This window comes from Escherichia marmotae (genome assembly GCF_002900365.1).
Lineage (GTDB): Bacteria > Pseudomonadota > Gammaproteobacteria > Enterobacterales > Enterobacteriaceae > Escherichia > Escherichia marmotae.
Window position 1 is genome coordinate 1,722,002 of the sequence record NZ_CP025979.1, and the last position, 16,965, is coordinate 1,738,966.

At 51.3% G+C, this 16,965-nt stretch carries 12 protein-coding genes; 2 read left to right on the top strand and 10 right to left on the bottom strand.

What is annotated here, in order from left to right; all coding sequences use genetic code 11:
- Positions 1-23: 23 nt before the first annotated feature.
- The 10 genes from C1192_RS09030 to sdhC all read right to left on the bottom strand — a co-directional run bounded on the left by C1192_RS09030 (position 24) and on the right by sdhC (position 14,817).
- Complete coding sequence (locus C1192_RS09030) at positions 24-1,433, bottom strand: cytosine permease (RefSeq protein ID WP_052463071.1); 1,410 nt, start codon at positions 1,431-1,433, stop codon at positions 24-26.
- 164 nt (positions 1,434-1,597) lie between these two features.
- The gene (gene hutU / locus C1192_RS09035; protein WP_038355810.1) at positions 1,598-3,295 is read right to left on the bottom strand and encodes a urocanate hydratase; all 1,698 of its coding nucleotides are present in this window, start codon (positions 3,293-3,295) and stop codon (positions 1,598-1,600) included.
- A 784-nt stretch (positions 3,296-4,079) separates the two neighbouring features.
- A complete protein-coding gene (gene sucD, locus C1192_RS09045) occupies positions 4,080-4,949 on the bottom strand; it encodes a succinate--CoA ligase subunit alpha (protein WP_001515996.1) in 870 nt (289 codons plus the stop codon).
- Complete coding sequence (sucC, locus tag C1192_RS09050) at positions 4,949-6,115, bottom strand: ADP-forming succinate--CoA ligase subunit beta (RefSeq protein WP_001048605.1); 1,167 nt, start codon at positions 6,113-6,115, stop codon at positions 4,949-4,951. The genes sucD and sucC overlap by 1 nt, the downstream gene beginning before the upstream one ends.
- Before the next feature lie 1,036 nt (positions 6,116-7,151).
- Positions 7,152-8,369, bottom strand: a complete 1,218-nt coding sequence (odhB, locus tag C1192_RS09065; protein ID WP_038355811.1) for a 2-oxoglutarate dehydrogenase complex dihydrolipoyllysine-residue succinyltransferase — start codon at positions 8,367-8,369, stop codon at positions 7,152-7,154.
- 14 nt (positions 8,370-8,383) lie between these two features.
- Positions 8,384-11,185, bottom strand: a complete 2,802-nt coding sequence (gene sucA, locus C1192_RS09070; protein ID WP_001181470.1) for a 2-oxoglutarate dehydrogenase E1 component — start codon at positions 11,183-11,185, stop codon at positions 8,384-8,386.
- Positions 11,186-11,573: 388 nt separating this feature from the next.
- A complete protein-coding gene (gene sdhB / locus C1192_RS09075) occupies positions 11,574-12,290 on the bottom strand; it encodes a succinate dehydrogenase iron-sulfur subunit SdhB (protein ID WP_001235258.1) in 717 nt (238 codons plus the stop codon).
- 15 nt (positions 12,291-12,305) lie between these two features.
- Entirely contained in the window at positions 12,306-14,072 is a 1,767-nt protein-coding gene (sdhA, locus tag C1192_RS09080) for a succinate dehydrogenase flavoprotein subunit (protein ID WP_000775533.1), read from the bottom strand.
- Positions 14,072-14,419 (bottom strand): succinate dehydrogenase membrane anchor subunit, encoded by a 348-nt coding sequence (gene sdhD / locus C1192_RS09085; protein WP_000254367.1) that lies wholly within the window; start codon positions 14,417-14,419, stop codon positions 14,072-14,074. The genes sdhA and sdhD overlap by 1 nt, the downstream gene beginning before the upstream one ends.
- On the bottom strand, positions 14,413-14,817 hold the full coding sequence (gene sdhC, locus C1192_RS09090) for a succinate dehydrogenase cytochrome b556 subunit (RefSeq protein ID WP_000263344.1): 405 nt from the start codon (positions 14,815-14,817) through the stop codon (positions 14,413-14,415). The genes sdhD and sdhC overlap by 7 nt, the downstream gene beginning before the upstream one ends.
- Before the next feature lie 380 nt (positions 14,818-15,197).
- On the opposite strand from sdhC, the gene C1192_RS25115 reads away from it, so the two are divergent.
- Both C1192_RS25115 and gltA read left to right on the top strand, forming a co-directional pair.
- Positions 15,198-15,305, top strand: coding sequence for a hypothetical protein (locus tag C1192_RS25115; RefSeq protein WP_122983127.1), 108 nt, complete (start codon positions 15,198-15,200; stop codon positions 15,303-15,305).
- 205 nt (positions 15,306-15,510) lie between these two features.
- Positions 15,511-16,794, top strand: coding sequence for a citrate synthase (gltA, locus tag C1192_RS09105; RefSeq protein ID WP_000785838.1), 1,284 nt, complete (start codon positions 15,511-15,513; stop codon positions 16,792-16,794).
- Positions 16,795-16,965: the final 171 nt, after the last annotated feature.

Consider the following 16,965-nt stretch of genomic DNA (forward strand, 5'->3'; position numbering starts at 1 on the left):
CAGATATCAGCATTGGTTCCATATTACGACTCGGGATAAATAGTCTGGGCAGGGACACTGGTGGTGCGTTTCGCCCACGGGTAATAGATAACGGCAGTCATTAACAAACCGATAATCCAGGAAATATCCGCCCCGTCCATCAGTACAGAAATGGGCCCCTGATACAGTTTTTGATTCAGGAAGGGGATCTGCACCAGCACACCAATTCCGTAGCAAACCAACGCGGTTTTGTTATACGCGCCATAGCGTCCATCCGGGGTATAGAGTGCCGGAATATCGGTTTTACCTTGTGAGATGAAGTAGTAGTCGATGAGATTGATGGCGCTCCACGGAACAAATACCGTCAACAGCAGCAGAACAAAGTTTTTGAAATTATTTAAGAAATCGGCGCTGGCCGCCAACGCAACGACCATCGACAACAGCACGAAGCCCACAACGTAAGCAGCGCGAACACGCTGTGAAACCTGACTGCGATTATTAAAGGCACTGACGGTCGCCAGAATCGACATAAAGCCGCCGTAGGCATTCAAACAGTTAACCGTCAGTTTGCCGCAAACAATCACCGTATAAATCAGAATGGCAAACGTTGGCCCGGCTAACTCGCCCATAAAACCGACCTGATCTTTCAGGAAGTTAGCACCGCAAGCAGCAACAAGAACGCCAAAGGTCATGGCACATTGCGCGCCAAGCGTGGTACCAAGAAAGGTGGCAAAGAAGATTGATTTTGCTGGTGTATCAGAGGGTAAATAGCGGGAATAATCAGAGGCGTATGGTGCAAACGTTAATTGCCATCCGGCTGAGAGCGCAATCGTTAATAAGAACACCGATAAGCTAAATGGCTTTTGACCAAATGCCGCAGCCACATCGTAGTGACCGCTAAGTTGAGTGGCCAGGTAAATAAACCCCAGAATACTTAATATCCCTGCAACACGGCCAACGACGTGAATAAGTTTATAACCGACCAATGCGATCATCGCGGTAAGCATACCGAAAATAATAATTCCGGTCGATGCTGACTCAAAACCAAATATCCGGTTAATCGCCTGGCCGGATAATACCGTACCGGTCGCAGCGAATCCGAGATACATAATAATAACCATTAATAATGGTAACGCCGCACCTTTGACACCAAAGCGAATACGACTGGAGATCATCTGTGGTAATCCCAGCTTTGCCCCCTGTGACGAGTGCAATGCCATAACCGCGCCGCCGATAATATTACCGATTAATAAACCAATAATTGCTGACATGGCTTCAGAGCCAAAAATAATCGCTAACGCGCCGTCCACCACGGCGGTAATTTGTAAGTTAGCACTTAGCCACAAAGTAAACTGGCTGGAGGGCGCGCCATGGCGAGCGGACTCAGGAACGGCGTTAATAGTATTTGATTCTAAAACCGGTTTTTTACTGCGGATAGGGCTGCTTGATTCCATGAAAAAGTCTCCTGCAAAATGAGAGGTCATTTTTTGAAACAGCAAAAGAGGGTCGAGAGATATTTCTTTCGACGATGTAATGAATATTTTTTGATAATTATTGTTATACAGGCGGATTACTTTCCGCCTGTATTAGCGCAAATATTAAATAACAGCGTTAATATTTAGCGAATCATCGGCAATTTCAGACCATAATTTTTGGCACATTCAATAGCGGCTTCATAACCGGCATCAGCGTGACGCATAACGCCTGACGCACAGTCATTAACCAGCACACGCGCCAGGCGTTTTTCAGCTTCTTCGCTACCATCAGCAACAATGACCATCCCGGCGTGCTGGGAATATCCCATCCCAACGCCGCCGCCATGATGCAGAGACACCCACGTTGCCCCGCCCGCCGTGTTGAGCAGACCATTGAGCAACGGCCAGTCAGATACCGCGTCACTGCCATCGAGCATACTTTCGGTTTCGCGGTTCGGGCTGGCGACAGAGCCGGTATCAAGATGATCGCGACCAATCACAATCGGCGCTTTTAATTCACCGTTGCGTACCATTTCATTGAATGCCAGCCCCGCCAGGTGACGCTCGCCAAGCCCCAGCCAGCAAATTCGTGAAGGCAAGCCCTGGAAAGCAATACGCTCGCGCGCCATATCCAGCCAGCGGTGCGTCAGCACGTTATTGGGGAACAGCTCTTTAATTTTGGCATCAGTCTTATAGATATCTTCCGGGTCACCAGACAGCGCTACCCAACGGAACGGGCCTTTGCCTTCACAGAACATTGGGCGAATATAAGCAGGGACAAAGCCCGGGAAATCAAAGGCATTTTGCAGACCTTCATTGAAGGCTACCTGACGGATATTGTTGCCATAGTCGACAACCGGAATACCCATCGCCTGGAAGTCCAGCATCCCCTGAACATGCGCCACACAACTTTGTGCGGCGTCTTTTTGCAGCCTGGCGTGTTGTTGCGGATCTTGTTGTGCCGCACGCCATTGTTCTACGCTCCACCCTATCGGCAAATAGCCGTTAATCAGATCGTGGGCAGACGTCTGGTCAGTGACCAGATCCGGTTTGATCGCCCCCTGACGTGCACGTTTCACCAGTTCAGGAACAATTTCTGCCGCATTGCCCAGTAGCGCGATAGAAACGGCGTCTTTGCGCTCGGTGTGGTATTTAATCAGCGCCAGTGCATCATCGAGATCTTTCGCCTGTTTATCGACATAACGGGTACGCAGACGGAAGTCGATGCTACTTTGCTGACACTCAATATTTAATGAACATGCCCCTGCCAGAGTCACCGCCAGCGGTTGTGCTCCACCCATGCCACCCAGACCCGCAGTCAGGATCCACTTTCCGCTTAGCGAATTGTTGTAGTGCTGACGCCCCGCCTCAACAAAGGTTTCAAACGTTCCCTGCACAATGCCCTGGCTACCAATGTAGATCCACGAACCGGCGGTCATCTGTCCATACATGAACAGACCTTTGCGATCGAGTTCGTTGAAGTGATCCCAGTTGGCCCATTGCGGCACCAGGTTAGAGTTGGCGATCAACACACGTGGCGCGTCAGTATGGGTTTTAAATACACCAACGGGTTTACCGGACTGAACCAGCAGCGACTCATCGGGTTCCAGATTTTTCAGGGATTCCAGAATCTGGTCGAAACACTCCCAGTTACGTGCCGCGCGGCCAATACCGCCGTACACCACCAGATGTTGCGGATTTTCAGCCACGTCTGGATCAAGGTTGTTCTGCAACATCCGATAGGCAGCTTCGATCTGCCAGTTTTTGCAATGCAGTTGAGTACCTTGTGGCGCATGGATGACGCGGCTGGTATCAATACGAGGATCTGAAGGCTTACTCATGAATCTTCTCCTGTTACTGGATAAAATTAAATGCTGTAATCGCTCAGAAAGATGAGCGAATGAATACAGAAACGGCTTATATAATTCCTGTTTATAATTTCGTATTATTAATTCATTTAGTGAATTTAATTTCTATAGCATATTCACCGTGAATATAAATTCAAAAAAAATTGCCAACGCTTTGTATGCGAATTCAATATGCTTAATTTAACTTTTGGAAAAAGTGATATTGTTGGCAAAATATTTTCTCATTTGAACATATGAATATGATGAGATTGCAAGATGTCTGTAATTTAATTATTCGTAAAAACGTATTCACAACAGCTAATCATTAACGTAATAGCCGAAAAACCAGCGTTGTATCAGGAGCATAATACATTGATATATAGCGACATTTAAAAACAACCATTAATTTTCAAGCATAAGAGCATGTCTTGTTATCATTAATACATATTCTATTTTTATCATCCTTAAAATAACAAACCCTAACTAAAAAAGCTGGCAAACATATAAAATTAAAAAATATGAACCCTGGAGAATATAATTTTTCATTTTCAACAAAATGGCATCAAGAAGAAGCGGTGGTCGCTTATAAGCGATATTGATTCACTTATCGAAGCCCCGCAGGAGACAGGATTGATTCAACCAGCAGTCAGATTTCGACCGTGGTTAACGTTTAAGGCATAAAAAAGGCCATCATAAGATGGCCAACCATGTCGAAACCGACAGCCCTTCGCCATTCCTGTAGAGGGACGCGGCGAGGGCTATTTCTTATTACAGATATTTATTTCAGAACAGTTTTCAGTGCTTCACCGATGTCAGCCAGGCTGCGAACGGTTTTCACGCCTGCGGCTTCCAGGGCAGCAAATTTCTCATCCGCAGTCCCTTTACCACCGGAAATGATTGCACCTGCGTGACCCATACGTTTGCCTTTCGGCGCAGTCACACCGGCAATGTAACCCACAACTGGCTTGGTGACGTGCTCTTTGATGTACGCAGCCGCTTCTTCTTCGGCGCTACCGCCGATCTCACCGATCATCACGATCGCTTCGGTCTGCGGATCTTTTTCGAACATTTCGAGAATGTCGATAAAGTTAGAGCCAGGGATCGGATCGCCGCCGATACCGACACAGGTAGACTGACCGAAACCGTAATCCGTGGTCTGTTTAACTGCTTCATAAGTCAGCGTACCGGAACGGGAAACGATACCCACTTTACCAGGGCGATGGATGTGGCCCGGCTGGATACCGATTTTACACTCACCCGGAGTGATTACGCCCGGGCAGTTCGGGCCAATCATGCGCACGCCCGCTTCGTCCAGTTTCACTTTCACGGTCAGCATATCCAGCGTCGGGATGCCCTCAGTGATGGTGATGATAAGCTTAATGCCTGCGTCGATGGCTTCCAGAATGGAGTCTTTGCAGAACGGTGCTGGTACGTAGATAACAGAAGCAGTGGCACCAGTGGCAGCTACTGCTTCACGCACGGTGTTGAACACCGGCAGGCCAAGGTGGGTGGTGCCGCCTTTACCTGGAGTTACGCCGCCCACCATTTTAGTGCCGTATGCAATGGCCTGTTCAGAGTGGAAAGTCCCCTGGCTACCGGTAAAGCCCTGGCAGATAACCTTGGTGTTTTTATCAATTAAAATGGACATTATTTCCCCTCCACTGCGGCAACAACCTGCTGAGCTGCATCCGTCAGACCTTTTGCTGCAATAATATTCAGGCCGCTGTCAGCCAGTTTCTTCGCGCCGAGTTCGGCGTTGTTACCTTCCAGACGTACGACAACCGGGACGTTAACACCCACTTCTGCTACCGCGCCGATGATACCGTCAGCAATCAGGTCGCAACGAACGATACCGCCAAAGATGTTAACCAGAACGGCTTTTACTTTTTCGTCAGAGAGGATGATTTTGAATGCTTCGGTCACGCGTTCTTTGGTTGCACCACCGCCAACATCGAGGAAGTTAGCCGGTTCACCGCCGTGCAGTTTAACGATGTCCATCGTGCCCATCGCCAGGCCTGCGCCGTTAACCATACAACCGATGTTGCCGTCCAGCGCTACGTAGTTCAGTTCCCACTGTGCAGCCTGCGCTTCACGCGGATCTTCCTGCGACTGGTCGCGCATTTCGCGCAGATCAGGCTGGCGGAACAGTGCGTTACCATCAGCGCCCAGTTTGCCGTCGAGGCAGATAAGATCGCCCTGTTTGGTGATAACCAACGGGTTGATTTCGATCAGCGCCAGATCCCGTTCCAGGAAAATAGTCGCCAGGCCCATGAAAATTTTGGTGAACTGTTGAACCAGTTTACCTTCCAGACCCAGTTTGAACGCCAGCTCGCGTCCCTGATACGGCATCGGGCCGGTCAGCGGATCAAGCGCAACTTTATGGATCAGGTGCGGGGTTTCTTCCGCCACTTTTTCGATTTCCACGCCACCTTCAGTGGAGGCCATAAAGACCACGCGGCGGGAGCTACGGTCAACAACGGCACCAAGATACAGCTCTTTCGCGATATCGGTCGCCGCTTCAACCAGAATCTGGTTAACCGGTTGTCCATTGGCGTCTGTTTGATACGTTACCAGACGCTTGCCCAGCCAGTTTTCTGCAAAAGCACGGATGTCTTCTTTGCTGTTTACCACTTTCACACCGCCCGCTTTACCGCGGCCACCAGCGTGAACCTGACATTTCACTACCCACGGACCGGCACCGATTTTTGAAGCGGCTTCTTCTGCTTCGCGCGGAGTAGTACAGGCATAACCCACCGGTGCTGGTAAGCCATAGCGGGCAAAAAGTTGTTTTGCCTGATATTCATGTAAGTTCATGTATTCTGTCCATCCTTTAGTAATCGTTATCTTTTAAACCGTAGACCGAATGTGACGTATCGCTTCCGGGTATTGTCGGATGCGGCGCGAGCGCCTTATCCGACCTACATCGGAGTCACCCGTAGGCCTGATAAAACGCGTTAAGCGTCGCATCAGGCATCGCTTGTCGGATGCGGCGCGAGCGCCTTATCCGACCTACATCGGAGTCACCCGTAGGCCTGATAAGACGCGTTAAGCGTCACATCAGGCATCGCTTGTCGGATGCGGCGCGAGCGCCTTATCCGACCTGCATCAGAGTCACCCGTAGGCCTGATAAGACGCGTTAAGCGTCACATCAGGCATCGCTTGTCGGATGCGGCGCGAGCGCCTTATCCGACCTGCATCGGAGTCACCCGTAGGCCTGATAAGACGCGTCAGCGTCGCATCAGGCATCGCTTGTCGGATGCGGCGCGAGCGCCTTATCCGACCTACATCGGAGTCACCCGTAGGCCTGATAACACGCGTTAAGCGTCGCATCAGGCATCGCTTGTCGGATGCGGCGCGAGCGCCTTATCCGACCTACATCGGAGGCACCCGTAGGCCTGATAAGACGCGTCAGCGTCGCATCAGGCATCGCTTGTCGGATGCGGCGCGAGCGCCTTATCCGACCTACATCGGAGGCACCCGTAGGCCTGATAAGACGCGTCAGCGTCGCATCAGGCATCGCTTGTCGGATGCGGCGCGAGCGCCTTATCCGACCTACATCGGAGTCACCCGTAGGCCTGATAAGACGCGTTAAGCGTCGCATCAGGCATCGCTTGTCGGATGCGGCGCGAGCGCCTTATCCGACCTACATCAGAGTCACCCATAGGCCTGATAAAACGCGTCAGCGTCACATCAGGCATCGCTTGTCGGATGCGGCGCGAGCGCCTTATCCGACCTACATCGGAGTCACCCGTAGGCCTGATAAGACGCGTTAAGCGTCGCATCAGGCATCATTCATCGGATGCGGCGATAACGCCTTATCCAGTCTACAGTGCAGGTGAGGCTTAAACTACTACACGTCCAGCAGCAGACGCGTCGGATCTTCCAGCAACTCTTTGATTGTCACCAGGAAACCCACGGATTCGCGACCATCGATCAGGCGGTGATCGTAGGACAGCGCCAGGTACATCATCGGCAGGATCTCAACCTGACCATTCACCGCCATCGGACGATCTTTAATAGCGTGCATGCCCAGAATTGCGCTCTGCGGCGGGTTGATGATAGGCGTAGACATCAGGGAACCGAACACACCACCGTTGGTGATGGTAAAGTTACCACCGGTCAGATCTTCAACCGTCAGCTTGCCGTCACGGCCTTTCACAGCCAGCTCTTTGATTTTCTTCTCAATGTCAGCCATGCCGAGGGTATCGACATCACGCAGAACCGGCGTTACCAGACCGCGCGGCGTAGAAACTGCCATGCTAACGTCGAAATAGTTGTGGTAAACCACATCATCGCCATCAATAGATGCGTTCACTTCCGGGTAACGTTTCAGCGCTTCAACAACCGCTTTCACATAGAAGGACATAAAGCCCAGACGGATGCCGTGGCGTTTTTCAAACGCTTCACCGTACTGCTTACGCAGATCCATAATCGGCTTCATGTTGACTTCGTTGAACGTGGTCAGCATAGCGGTGGAGTTTTTCGCTTCCAACAGACGCTCTGCCACGCGCTTACGCAGACGAGTCATCGGTACACGTTTTTCGCTACGAGCAGCCAGTGCTGGTTGAGCCGCCGGAGCAGTTGCTGCCGGAGTTGCATCTTTCGCCGGGGCTTTCGCCAGATGTTTTTCCACATCTTCACGGGTCAGACGACCGCCAACACCGGTGCCTTTAATAGCGCTGGCATCGAGGTTGTGTTCAGCCAGCAGGCGACGGATCGCCGGGCTTAACGCGTCGTTGTTTTGCTCTTCCAGAGACGCCTGCTGACGTTGCGCAGGCGTGGACGCTTTCTCTTCAGATTTAGCGCTGGTTTCTTTACCCACGCTATTGCCTTCACGTAGGCGGCCGAGGATCTGACGAGACGTTACGGTTGTACCTTCATCTTCCAGAACCGCATCCAGAATGCCGTCTGCTGATGCCGGTACTTCCAGTACCACTTTGTCAGTTTCGATTTCCACCAGCACTTCATCACGTACGACTGCGTCGCCGGGTTTTTTATGCCAGGTTGCGACGGTGGCATCAGCTACGGATTCAGGCAGGTCAGGGACCAGAATATCTACGCTACTCATTTTGTATCCTTTATTTATTCGACGTTCAGCGCGTCATTAACCAGATCTTGTTGCTGTTTCTGGTGAACGGACATATATCCTACCGCCGGAGAGGCGGAGGCCGGGCGGCCTGCATAACGCAGAGAAGCCCCAAACGGAATCACTTCACGGAAATGATGCTGGCTGCAGTACCATGCGCCCTGGTTGAGCGGCTCTTCCTGGCACCAGACAAAATCCTTGACGTGAGCAAACTGCTGCAACACTTCCTGCATCGCTTTATGCGGGAACGGGTAGAGTTGCTCGATACGCACGATGGCGACATCTTGTTGATTGTTCTTACGGCGTTGTTCAAGCAGGTCGTAATAAACCTTACCAGAACACATCACTACGCGCTTCACGCCCTTCGGATCAAGCTCGTCGATTTCACCGATGGCTGGCAGGAAGGTGCCATTCGCCAGTTCTTCGAGGCTGGAAACCGCCAGCGGATGACGCAGCAGCGATTTCGGTGACATGACCACCAGCGGACGACGCATCCCACGCAGCGCCTGGCGACGCAGCATGTGGTAAACCTGTGCCGGAGTAGACGGTACGCAAACCTGCATGTTTTGCTCGGCGCAAAGTTGCAGATAACGTTCCAGACGCGCGGAGGAGTGCTCCGGCCCTTGCCCTTCGTAACCGTGCGGCAGCAGCATCACCAGACCACACATACGGCCCCATTTCTGTTCGCCGGAGGAGATGAACTGGTCAATAACGACCTGGGCACCGTTGGCAAAGTCACCGAACTGTGCTTCCCAGATGGTCAACGTCCGCGGTTCTGCGGTGGCATAACCGTATTCAAATGCCAGCACTGCTTCTTCAGACAGTACGGAGTCCCAGACGCGGAACGCGCCCTGACCGTTATGAATATGTTGCAGCGGCGTATAAGTGGAGCCGTTGGACTGGTTGTGAATCACTGCGTGACGGTGGAAGAAGGTTCCGCGACCGGAGTCTTCACCAGACAGACGAACCGGAATACCTTCATCAACCAGCGTGGCGTAAGCAAGGTTTTCCGCGCCGCCCCAGTCAAACAGTTTTTCACCGGCCGCCATCGCCTGGCGATCACCATAAATCTTGGCAACGCGAGACTGCATCTCAATGGCTTCTGGCACCGTGCTGATACGTTTTGCCAGTTCCTGCAAACGCTTCATCTCAACCTTGTTCGGGTATTCTTCATCCCATTCGTGGTTGAGATACGGCGACCAGGTGAAAGAGTGCATGTTCATCGGACGCCACTCAGCCACTACGCAATCGCCCGCATCCAGCGCATCGCGGTACAGGTTAACCATCTCGGTGGCATCTTCCAGCGTCGCCACTTTTTCCTGCTCCAGCTTGTCCGCGTAGATTTTGCGCGGCGTCGGATGTTTTTTGATTTTCTGATACATCAGCGGCTGGGTTGCACTCGGCTCGTCGGCTTCGTTGTGGCCGTGACGGCGGTAGCATACCAGGTCGATGAAAACATCACGTTTGAAGGTGTTACGGAAATCGAGCGCCAGACGGGTAACAAAGGCAACCGCTTCCGGATCATCCGCATTAACGTGGAAAATCGGTGCCTGTACCATCTTACCAATATCAGTACAGTACGGCGTAGAACGGGCATCCAGCGGGTTAGAGGTAGTGAAGCCCACCTGGTTGTTGATAACGATACGCACCGTACCGCCAACTTCATAACCACGCGCTTTTGACATGTTCAGGGTTTCCTGAACTACGCCCTGTCCGGTCACTGCGGCATCACCGTGGATGGTGATTGGCAGCACTTTGTTGCTGCTCGGCTCATCAAGTCTGTCCAGACGGGCACGAACAGAACCGATAACCACCGGGCTTACAATCTCAAGGTGAGACGGGTTAAACGCCAGCGCCAGGTGTACCAGGCCGCCATCGGTCTGGAAGTCAGACGAGAAGCCCATGTGGTATTTCACGTCGCCCGTGCCGAGGTGTTCTTTATGTTTACCGGCAAACTCATCGAACAAGTCTTGCGGTTTTTTACCCAGCACGTTCACCAGCACGTTCAGACGACCACGGTGCGCCATACCGAGAACCACTTCACGGGTGCCGCTGTTGCCTGCATGGCGGATCATCTCTTTAAGCATCGGGATTAACGCGTCACCGCCTTCCAGCGAGAAGCGTTTTGCACCCGGGAATTTTGCGCCGAGGTAACGTTCAAGACCTTCAGCGGCGGTCAGTTCACTTAAGAAGCGTTTTTTCTCTTCGCTGTTGAACGTCGCGCGACCAGACTCGATACGCTGTTGGATCCAGCGTTTTTCTTCGGTACTGGTAATGTGCATGTACTCGGCACCAATCGGGCCGCAGTAGGTTTGCTTGAGAGCTTCCAGCAGCTCGCCGAGTTTCATGGTTTCTTTGCCGCTGGCAAATGAACCGACGTTGAAGGTCTCCTGGAAGTCTGCTTCGGTCAGATCGTGGAAAGACGGATCCAGATCGGCCACTTTATCCTGCTGCCACAGTCCCAGCGGATCGAGATTCGCATGTTGGTGACCACGGAAGCGGTATGCGTTAATGAGCTGCAGGACTTTAACCTGCTTCACATTGGTGTCAGGGTCGGAGATCGTTGAAGAGTAACGTGAAGCATCTTTCGCCAGGCGGCGGAAATATTCACGCGTTTGAGAGTGGAATTGATCCGGTTTGACTCCCGTACCAGGTAACTGCTGGAACGTCGAACGCCAGTTAGCGTCAACCGAGTCAGGATCGGTTAAGAAGTCTTCATAGAGCTGTTCTATCCAGCTCTGGTTTGCGCCAGAGAGGTAAGAAGAGTCCAACCAGGCTTTCAAAGCGCTGTTCTGCATCGTGATCCCTTAAGCATCTTTTTTATGCTTACTTAATACTCTAAATAGTTCACGTTTCAGGAAGTTGGTCAGCTTGTGAATCCCCGGGAGCTTACACTCAGTAAGTGACCGGGGTAAGCAAGCGCAACCAACGCACATGCAACGTGAAATATGACGAGTATTTTCGCCGTGGATACTACCACGCACAATGATGTGCGTGCCGGGGTTCACTTGTTGCGGACTTGTCGTATTTTCTGCGTCCGCTAAGGAACCTTTAAAAACTGTCTTAGTGTCAGGGGCAGTTTTTAAAGATTTCCTGCATTTCTTTTGTAGGCCGGATAAGGCGTTCACGCCGCATCCGGCTCTGGTTGCCTGATGCGACGCTTGCGCATCTTATCAGGCCTGAGGTTTACGCATTGCGTTGCAACAACATCGACTTGATATGGCCGATGGCGCGCGTCGGGTTCAGCCCTTTTGGACAGACACTGACGCAGTTCATGATGCTGTGACAGCGGAATACACTGAATGCATCGCTCAAACCGTCGAGGCGGCTGTCAGTCTCGGTATCACGGCTATCGATAAGGAAACGATACGCCGCTAACAAGCCTGCCGGACCGATAAACTTATCGGGGTTCCACCAGAAAGACGGACAAGAGGTTGAACAACATGCGCAGAGAATACATTCATACAGCCCGTCGAGTTTTTCACGTTGCTCTGGCATTTGTAAATGCTCACGAGCTGGTAGATTTTGTCCATTATTCAACAAGTAAGGCTTAATTTTCTCATATTGGGCATAGAATTGTCCCATGTCTACCACCAAATCGCGGATCACCGGTAAACCAGGCAGCGGGCGAATCACAATCTTCTTGCCCGGCTGGTTGAGTGCCGAAATTGGGGTTATACAAGCCAGACCATTTTTGCCGTTCATGTTCAGACCGTCAGAACCGCACACCCCTTCACGGCAGGAGCGGCGGAACGACAGGCTGGGATCTTTCTCTTTGAGCTGAATAAGCGCATCCAGCAGCATCATGTCACGACCTTCTTCCGCTTCCAGGGTGTAATCCTGCATACGCGGAGCATCATCAACATCCGGGTTATAGCGATAAATTGAAAACTCGAGTCTCATTTTCCTGCCTCCGCATTAGTAAGTACGAATCTTCGGCGGGAATGCCGGGCGCAGTTTCGGTTCCATGTTGACGCTACGTCGCGTCATGGATTCCGACTCTGGCAGATACAGGGAGTGGCACAGCCAGTTTTCATCATCACGATCCGGGAAGTCGAAGCGGCTATGCGCGCCACGGCTTTCGGTACGGAAATTAGCAGAAACAGCCGTTGCATAAGCCGTTTCCATCAGGTTATCCAGTTCCAGGCACTCAACGCGCTGAGTGTTGAACTCACTGGAGGTGTCATCCAGACGAGCATTTTTCAGCCGCTCGCGGATCACTTTCAACTGCTCAAGGCCTTTCGCCATCGCATCACCTTCCCGGAATACCGAGAAGTTATGCTGCATACATTCTTGCAGTGCTTTGCGAATCGCCACCGGATCTTCACCGTTACGGTTGTTGTTCCAGCGATTCATGCGTTCCAGAGAGGCTTCAACATCAGACTCGCTGGCATCGCGCAGTGCACCCTGTTCACTGATAGATTCTTGCAGATGCAGACCCGCCGCTCGTCCAAATACCACCAGATCCAGCAGAGAGTTACCGCCAAGACGGTTAGCGCCGTGTACCGATACACAGGCAATTTCGCCCACCGCAAACAGCCCTGGAATCACCACATCTTCGCCTTTCTCGTTCACGGTCAGCGCCTGACCAGTCACTTTGGTCGGAATACCGCCCATCATGTAGTGGCAGGTTGGGATAACCGGAATCGGTTCTTTCACCGGATCGACGTGAGCAAAGGTTCGGGAGAGTTCAAGGATACCCGGCAGACGGGATTCAAGAACTTCTTTACCCAGGTGGTCGAGTTTCAGTTTTGCGTGTGGCCCCCACGGACCATCACAGCCGCGACCTTCACGGATTTCGATCATGATGGAACGCGCCACCACATCACGCCCCGCCAGGTCTTTGGCGTTCGGTGCATAACGCTCCATAAAGCGTTCGCCATGTTTGTTCAGCAGATAACCGCCTTCACCACGACAACCTTCAGTCACCAGCACACCCGCACCCGCAATGCCGGTCGGGTGGAACTGCCACATTTCCATATCCTGCACTGGTACGCCAGCACGGATAGCCATGCCAACGCCGTCGCCGGTATTAATGTGGGCGTTAGTGGTGGACTGATAAATACGCCCAGCCCCGCCAGTCGCCAGCACCGTTGCGCGGGCTTTGAAGTAAACCACTTCACCAGTTTCGATGCACAGTGCGGTACAACCGACCACCGCGCCATCCTGGTTTTTCACCAGATCCAGCGCATACCATTCGGAGAAAATGGTGGTGTGGTTTTTCAGGTTCTGCTGATAAAGGGTGTGCAACAGTGCATGACCGGTACGGTCAGCCGCCGCCGCAGTACGTGCCGCCTGCTCACCGCCGAAGTTTTTCGACTGGCCGCCAAATGGACGCTGATAAATACGACCATCATCAAGGCGCGAGAACGGCAGGCCCATATGTTCCAGTTCCAGAATCGCTTCCGGCCCGGTTTTACACATATATTCAATCGCGTCCTGGTCACCGATATAGTCCGACCCTTTGACGGTGTCGTACATATGCCATTCCCAGTTATCTTCATGGGTATTACCCAGCGCAACGGTAATGCCGCCTTGCGCAGAAACGGTATGGGAACGGGTCGGGAAGACTTTAGAGAGCAGCGCACAGGTCTGGCCGCTCTGGGAAATTTGCAGCGCCGCGCGCATACCTGCGCCGCCGGCACCAATCACAACTGCATCAAATTCTCTGACTGGCAATTTCATCACACACCCCACACCACAACGAATCCATAAATCACGTAAACCACCAGCGCAACAACAATCACCAGTTGCAGCATCAGACGCAAGGCCAGCGGTTTAACGTAGTCGGTCAACACCTGCCACATGCCGATCCAGGCATGAATCAAGATGGAAAACAGCGCCAGCAGGGTAAACACTTTGGTGAACGCAGAGGCAAAGAAACCGATCCAGACTTCATATGTCAGCTCGCTACTGGTAGCGAAAAAACCAACCATATAAATGATGTAGAGCGTCAGGACGATAGCGGTGGCGCGAACGAGGATGAAATCATGTACGCCATTGCGTCCTAATGCGGAGGCGTTGCTTACCATACGAGGACTCCTGCGAGAAGTGAAAGCACGACAGTGATAACAAAGGAGATTTTGGCGGAGCGTTTACCCGCTTCGAATGTTTCTTCCAGATAGCCAAAATCCATCATCATGTGGCGAATACCTACGACGACGTGATATGCCAGAGCGGTAAGGATGCCCCACATGATAAATTTGACGAAGAAGCTGCCCATAATGGCGGAAGCTTGTTCGAAACCTTCGGGGGAAGAGAGACTGGAACCCAGAAGCCACAGCAGGATGCCCACTGCAACAAACGTGATCACACCGGAAACGCGATGAAGAATGGACGCTATCGCCGTGATGGGGAACCGGATGGTCTGTAGGTCCAGATTAACAGGTCTTTGTTTTTTCACATTTCTTATCATGAATAACGCCCACATGCTGTTCTTATTATTCCCTGGGGACTACGGGTACAGAGGATAACTTTCTGTTACCAGGAGACGTCGGGATTTCCTTCCTCCGGTCTGCTTGCGGGTCAGACAGCGTCCTTTCTATAACTGCGCGTCATGCAAAACACTGCTTCCAGATGCGAAAACGACACGTTACAACGCTGGGTGGCTCGGGATTGCAGGGTGTTCCGGAGACCTGGCGGCAGTATAGGCCGTTCACAAAATCATTACAATTAACCTACATATGGTTTGTCTGGTTTTATCCAGAACAGTGATCTGAGTCACGATAAAAACATTTATTTAATTTTTAATTATCTAGTTTGACAATCATTCAACAAAGTTGTTACAAACATCATCAGGAAAAGCATATAATGCGTAAAAGTTATGGGGTCACTATTTCACCTAAGATTAACTTATGTAACAGTGTGGAAGTATTGACCAATCCATCCAGGACAGTTATTAGTGATAGACAGGTTTAATAATTCGGATTGCTAAGTGCTTGATTCGCCGTTTATTCGTCATCAATGAATACTTTACCTGCAAGCGCCCAGAGCTCTGTACCCAGGTTTTCCCCTCTTTCGCAGAGCGGCGAGCCAAATAACAATCGGGTAAAGCTAGGTTGATGTGCGAAGGCAAATTTAAGTTCCGGCAGTCTTACGCAATAAGGCGCTAAGGAGACCTTAAATGGCTGATACAAAAGCAAAACTCACCCTCAACGGGGATACAGCTGTTGAACTGGATGTGCTGAAAGGCACACTGGGTCAAGATGTTATTGATATCCGTACTCTCGGCTCAAAAGGTGTATTCACCTTTGACCCAGGCTTCACTTCAACCGCATCCTGCGAATCTAAAATTACTTTTATTGATGGTGATGAAGGTATTTTGTTGCACCGCGGTTTCCCGATCGATCAACTGGCGACCGATTCTAACTACCTGGAAGTCTGTTACATTCTGCTGAATGGTGAAAAACCGACCCAGAAACAGTATGACGAATTTAAAACTACGGTTACCCGCCATACCATGATCCACGAACAGATTACTCGTCTGTTCCACGCCTTCCGCCGCGACTCTCATCCGATGGCGGTCATGTGCGGCATTACCGGCGCACTGGCGGCGTTTTATCACGACTCACTGGATGTTAACAATCCGCGTCATCGTGAAATCGCGGCGTTCCGTCTGCTGTCGAAAATGCCGACCATGGCAGCAATGTGCTACAAGTATTCCATTGGTCAGCCATTTGTTTACCCACGCAATGACCTCTCCTACGCCGGTAACTTCCTGCACATGATGTTCTCCACACCGTGCGAACCGTATGAAGTCAATCCGATTCTGGAACGCGCGATGGATCGTATTCTGATCCTGCACGCAGACCATGAACAGAACGCGTCGACCTCTACCGTGCGTACCGCTGGCTCTTCGGGTGCGAACCCGTTCGCCTGTATCGCAGCAGGTATCGCCTCTCTGTGGGGGCCGGCTCACGGTGGTGCTAACGAAGCTGCGCTGAAAATGCTGGAAGAAATCAGCTCGGTGAAACACATTCCGGAATTTATGCGTCGTGCGAAAGATAAAAATGACTCTTTCCGCCTGATGGGCTTCGGTCACCGCGTGTATAAAAACTACGACCCACGCGCCACAGTAATGCGTGAAACCTGCCACGAAGTGCTGAAAGAGCTGGGCAGCAAAGATGAGCTGCTGGAAGTGGCTATGGAGCTGGAAAACATCGCGCTGAATGACCCGTACTTTATCGAGAAGAAACTGTACCCGAACGTAGATTTCTACTCCGGTATCATTCTGAAAGCGATGGGTATTCCGTCTTCTATGTTCACCGTGATCTTCGCCATGGCGCGTACTGTCGGCTGGATTGCTCACTGGAGCGAAATGCATAACGAAGGCATGAAAATCGCCCGTCCACGCCAACTGTATACTGGTTACGAAAAACGCGATTTTAAAAGCGATATCAAACGCTAGTCTTTGATTACTGCGCAGTAAATTCTTTTAACCCGTCCTCTATATGGCGGGTTAATTTTTATATACCTAAACACAAAAAACTGTAAAAATTAAATCGAGTACAAATATCCATAAATAAGATTAAAAAATGTGATAACTCATATTCTGAGCAGAATGATAAATTTAATTTTA

Bases quoted from the DNA above. Each gene is read 5' to 3' on its own strand.
- C1192_RS09030 (WP_052463071.1), bottom strand. From the start codon at position 1,433: ATGGAATCAAGCAGCCCTATCCGCAGTAAAAAACCGGTTTTAGAATCA.
- sdhA (WP_000775533.1), bottom strand. From the start codon at position 14,072: ATGAAATTGCCAGTCAGAGAATTTGATGCAGTTGTGATTGGTGCCGGC.
- gltA (WP_000785838.1), top strand. From the start codon at position 15,511: ATGGCTGATACAAAAGCAAAACTCACCCTCAACGGGGATACAGCTGTT.
- sucC (WP_001048605.1), bottom strand. From the start codon at position 6,115: ATGAACTTACATGAATATCAGGCAAAACAACTTTTTGCCCGCTATGGC.
- odhB (WP_038355811.1), bottom strand. From the start codon at position 8,369: ATGAGTAGCGTAGATATTCTGGTCCCTGACCTGCCTGAATCCGTAGCT.
- sucA (WP_001181470.1), bottom strand. From the start codon at position 11,185: ATGCAGAACAGCGCTTTGAAAGCCTGGTTGGACTCTTCTTACCTCTCT.
- sdhD (WP_000254367.1), bottom strand. From the start codon at position 14,419: ATGGTAAGCAACGCCTCCGCATTAGGACGCAATGGCGTACATGATTTC.
- hutU (WP_038355810.1), bottom strand. From the start codon at position 3,295: ATGAGTAAGCCTTCAGATCCTCGTATTGATACCAGCCGCGTCATCCAT.
- sucD (WP_001515996.1), bottom strand. From the start codon at position 4,949: ATGTCCATTTTAATTGATAAAAACACCAAGGTTATCTGCCAGGGCTTT.
- sdhB (WP_001235258.1), bottom strand. From the start codon at position 12,290: ATGAGACTCGAGTTTTCAATTTATCGCTATAACCCGGATGTTGATGAT.
- sdhC (WP_000263344.1), bottom strand. From the start codon at position 14,817: ATGTGGGCGTTATTCATGATAAGAAATGTGAAAAAACAAAGACCTGTT.
- C1192_RS25115 (WP_122983127.1), top strand. From the start codon at position 15,198: ATGCGTAAAAGTTATGGGGTCACTATTTCACCTAAGATTAACTTATGT.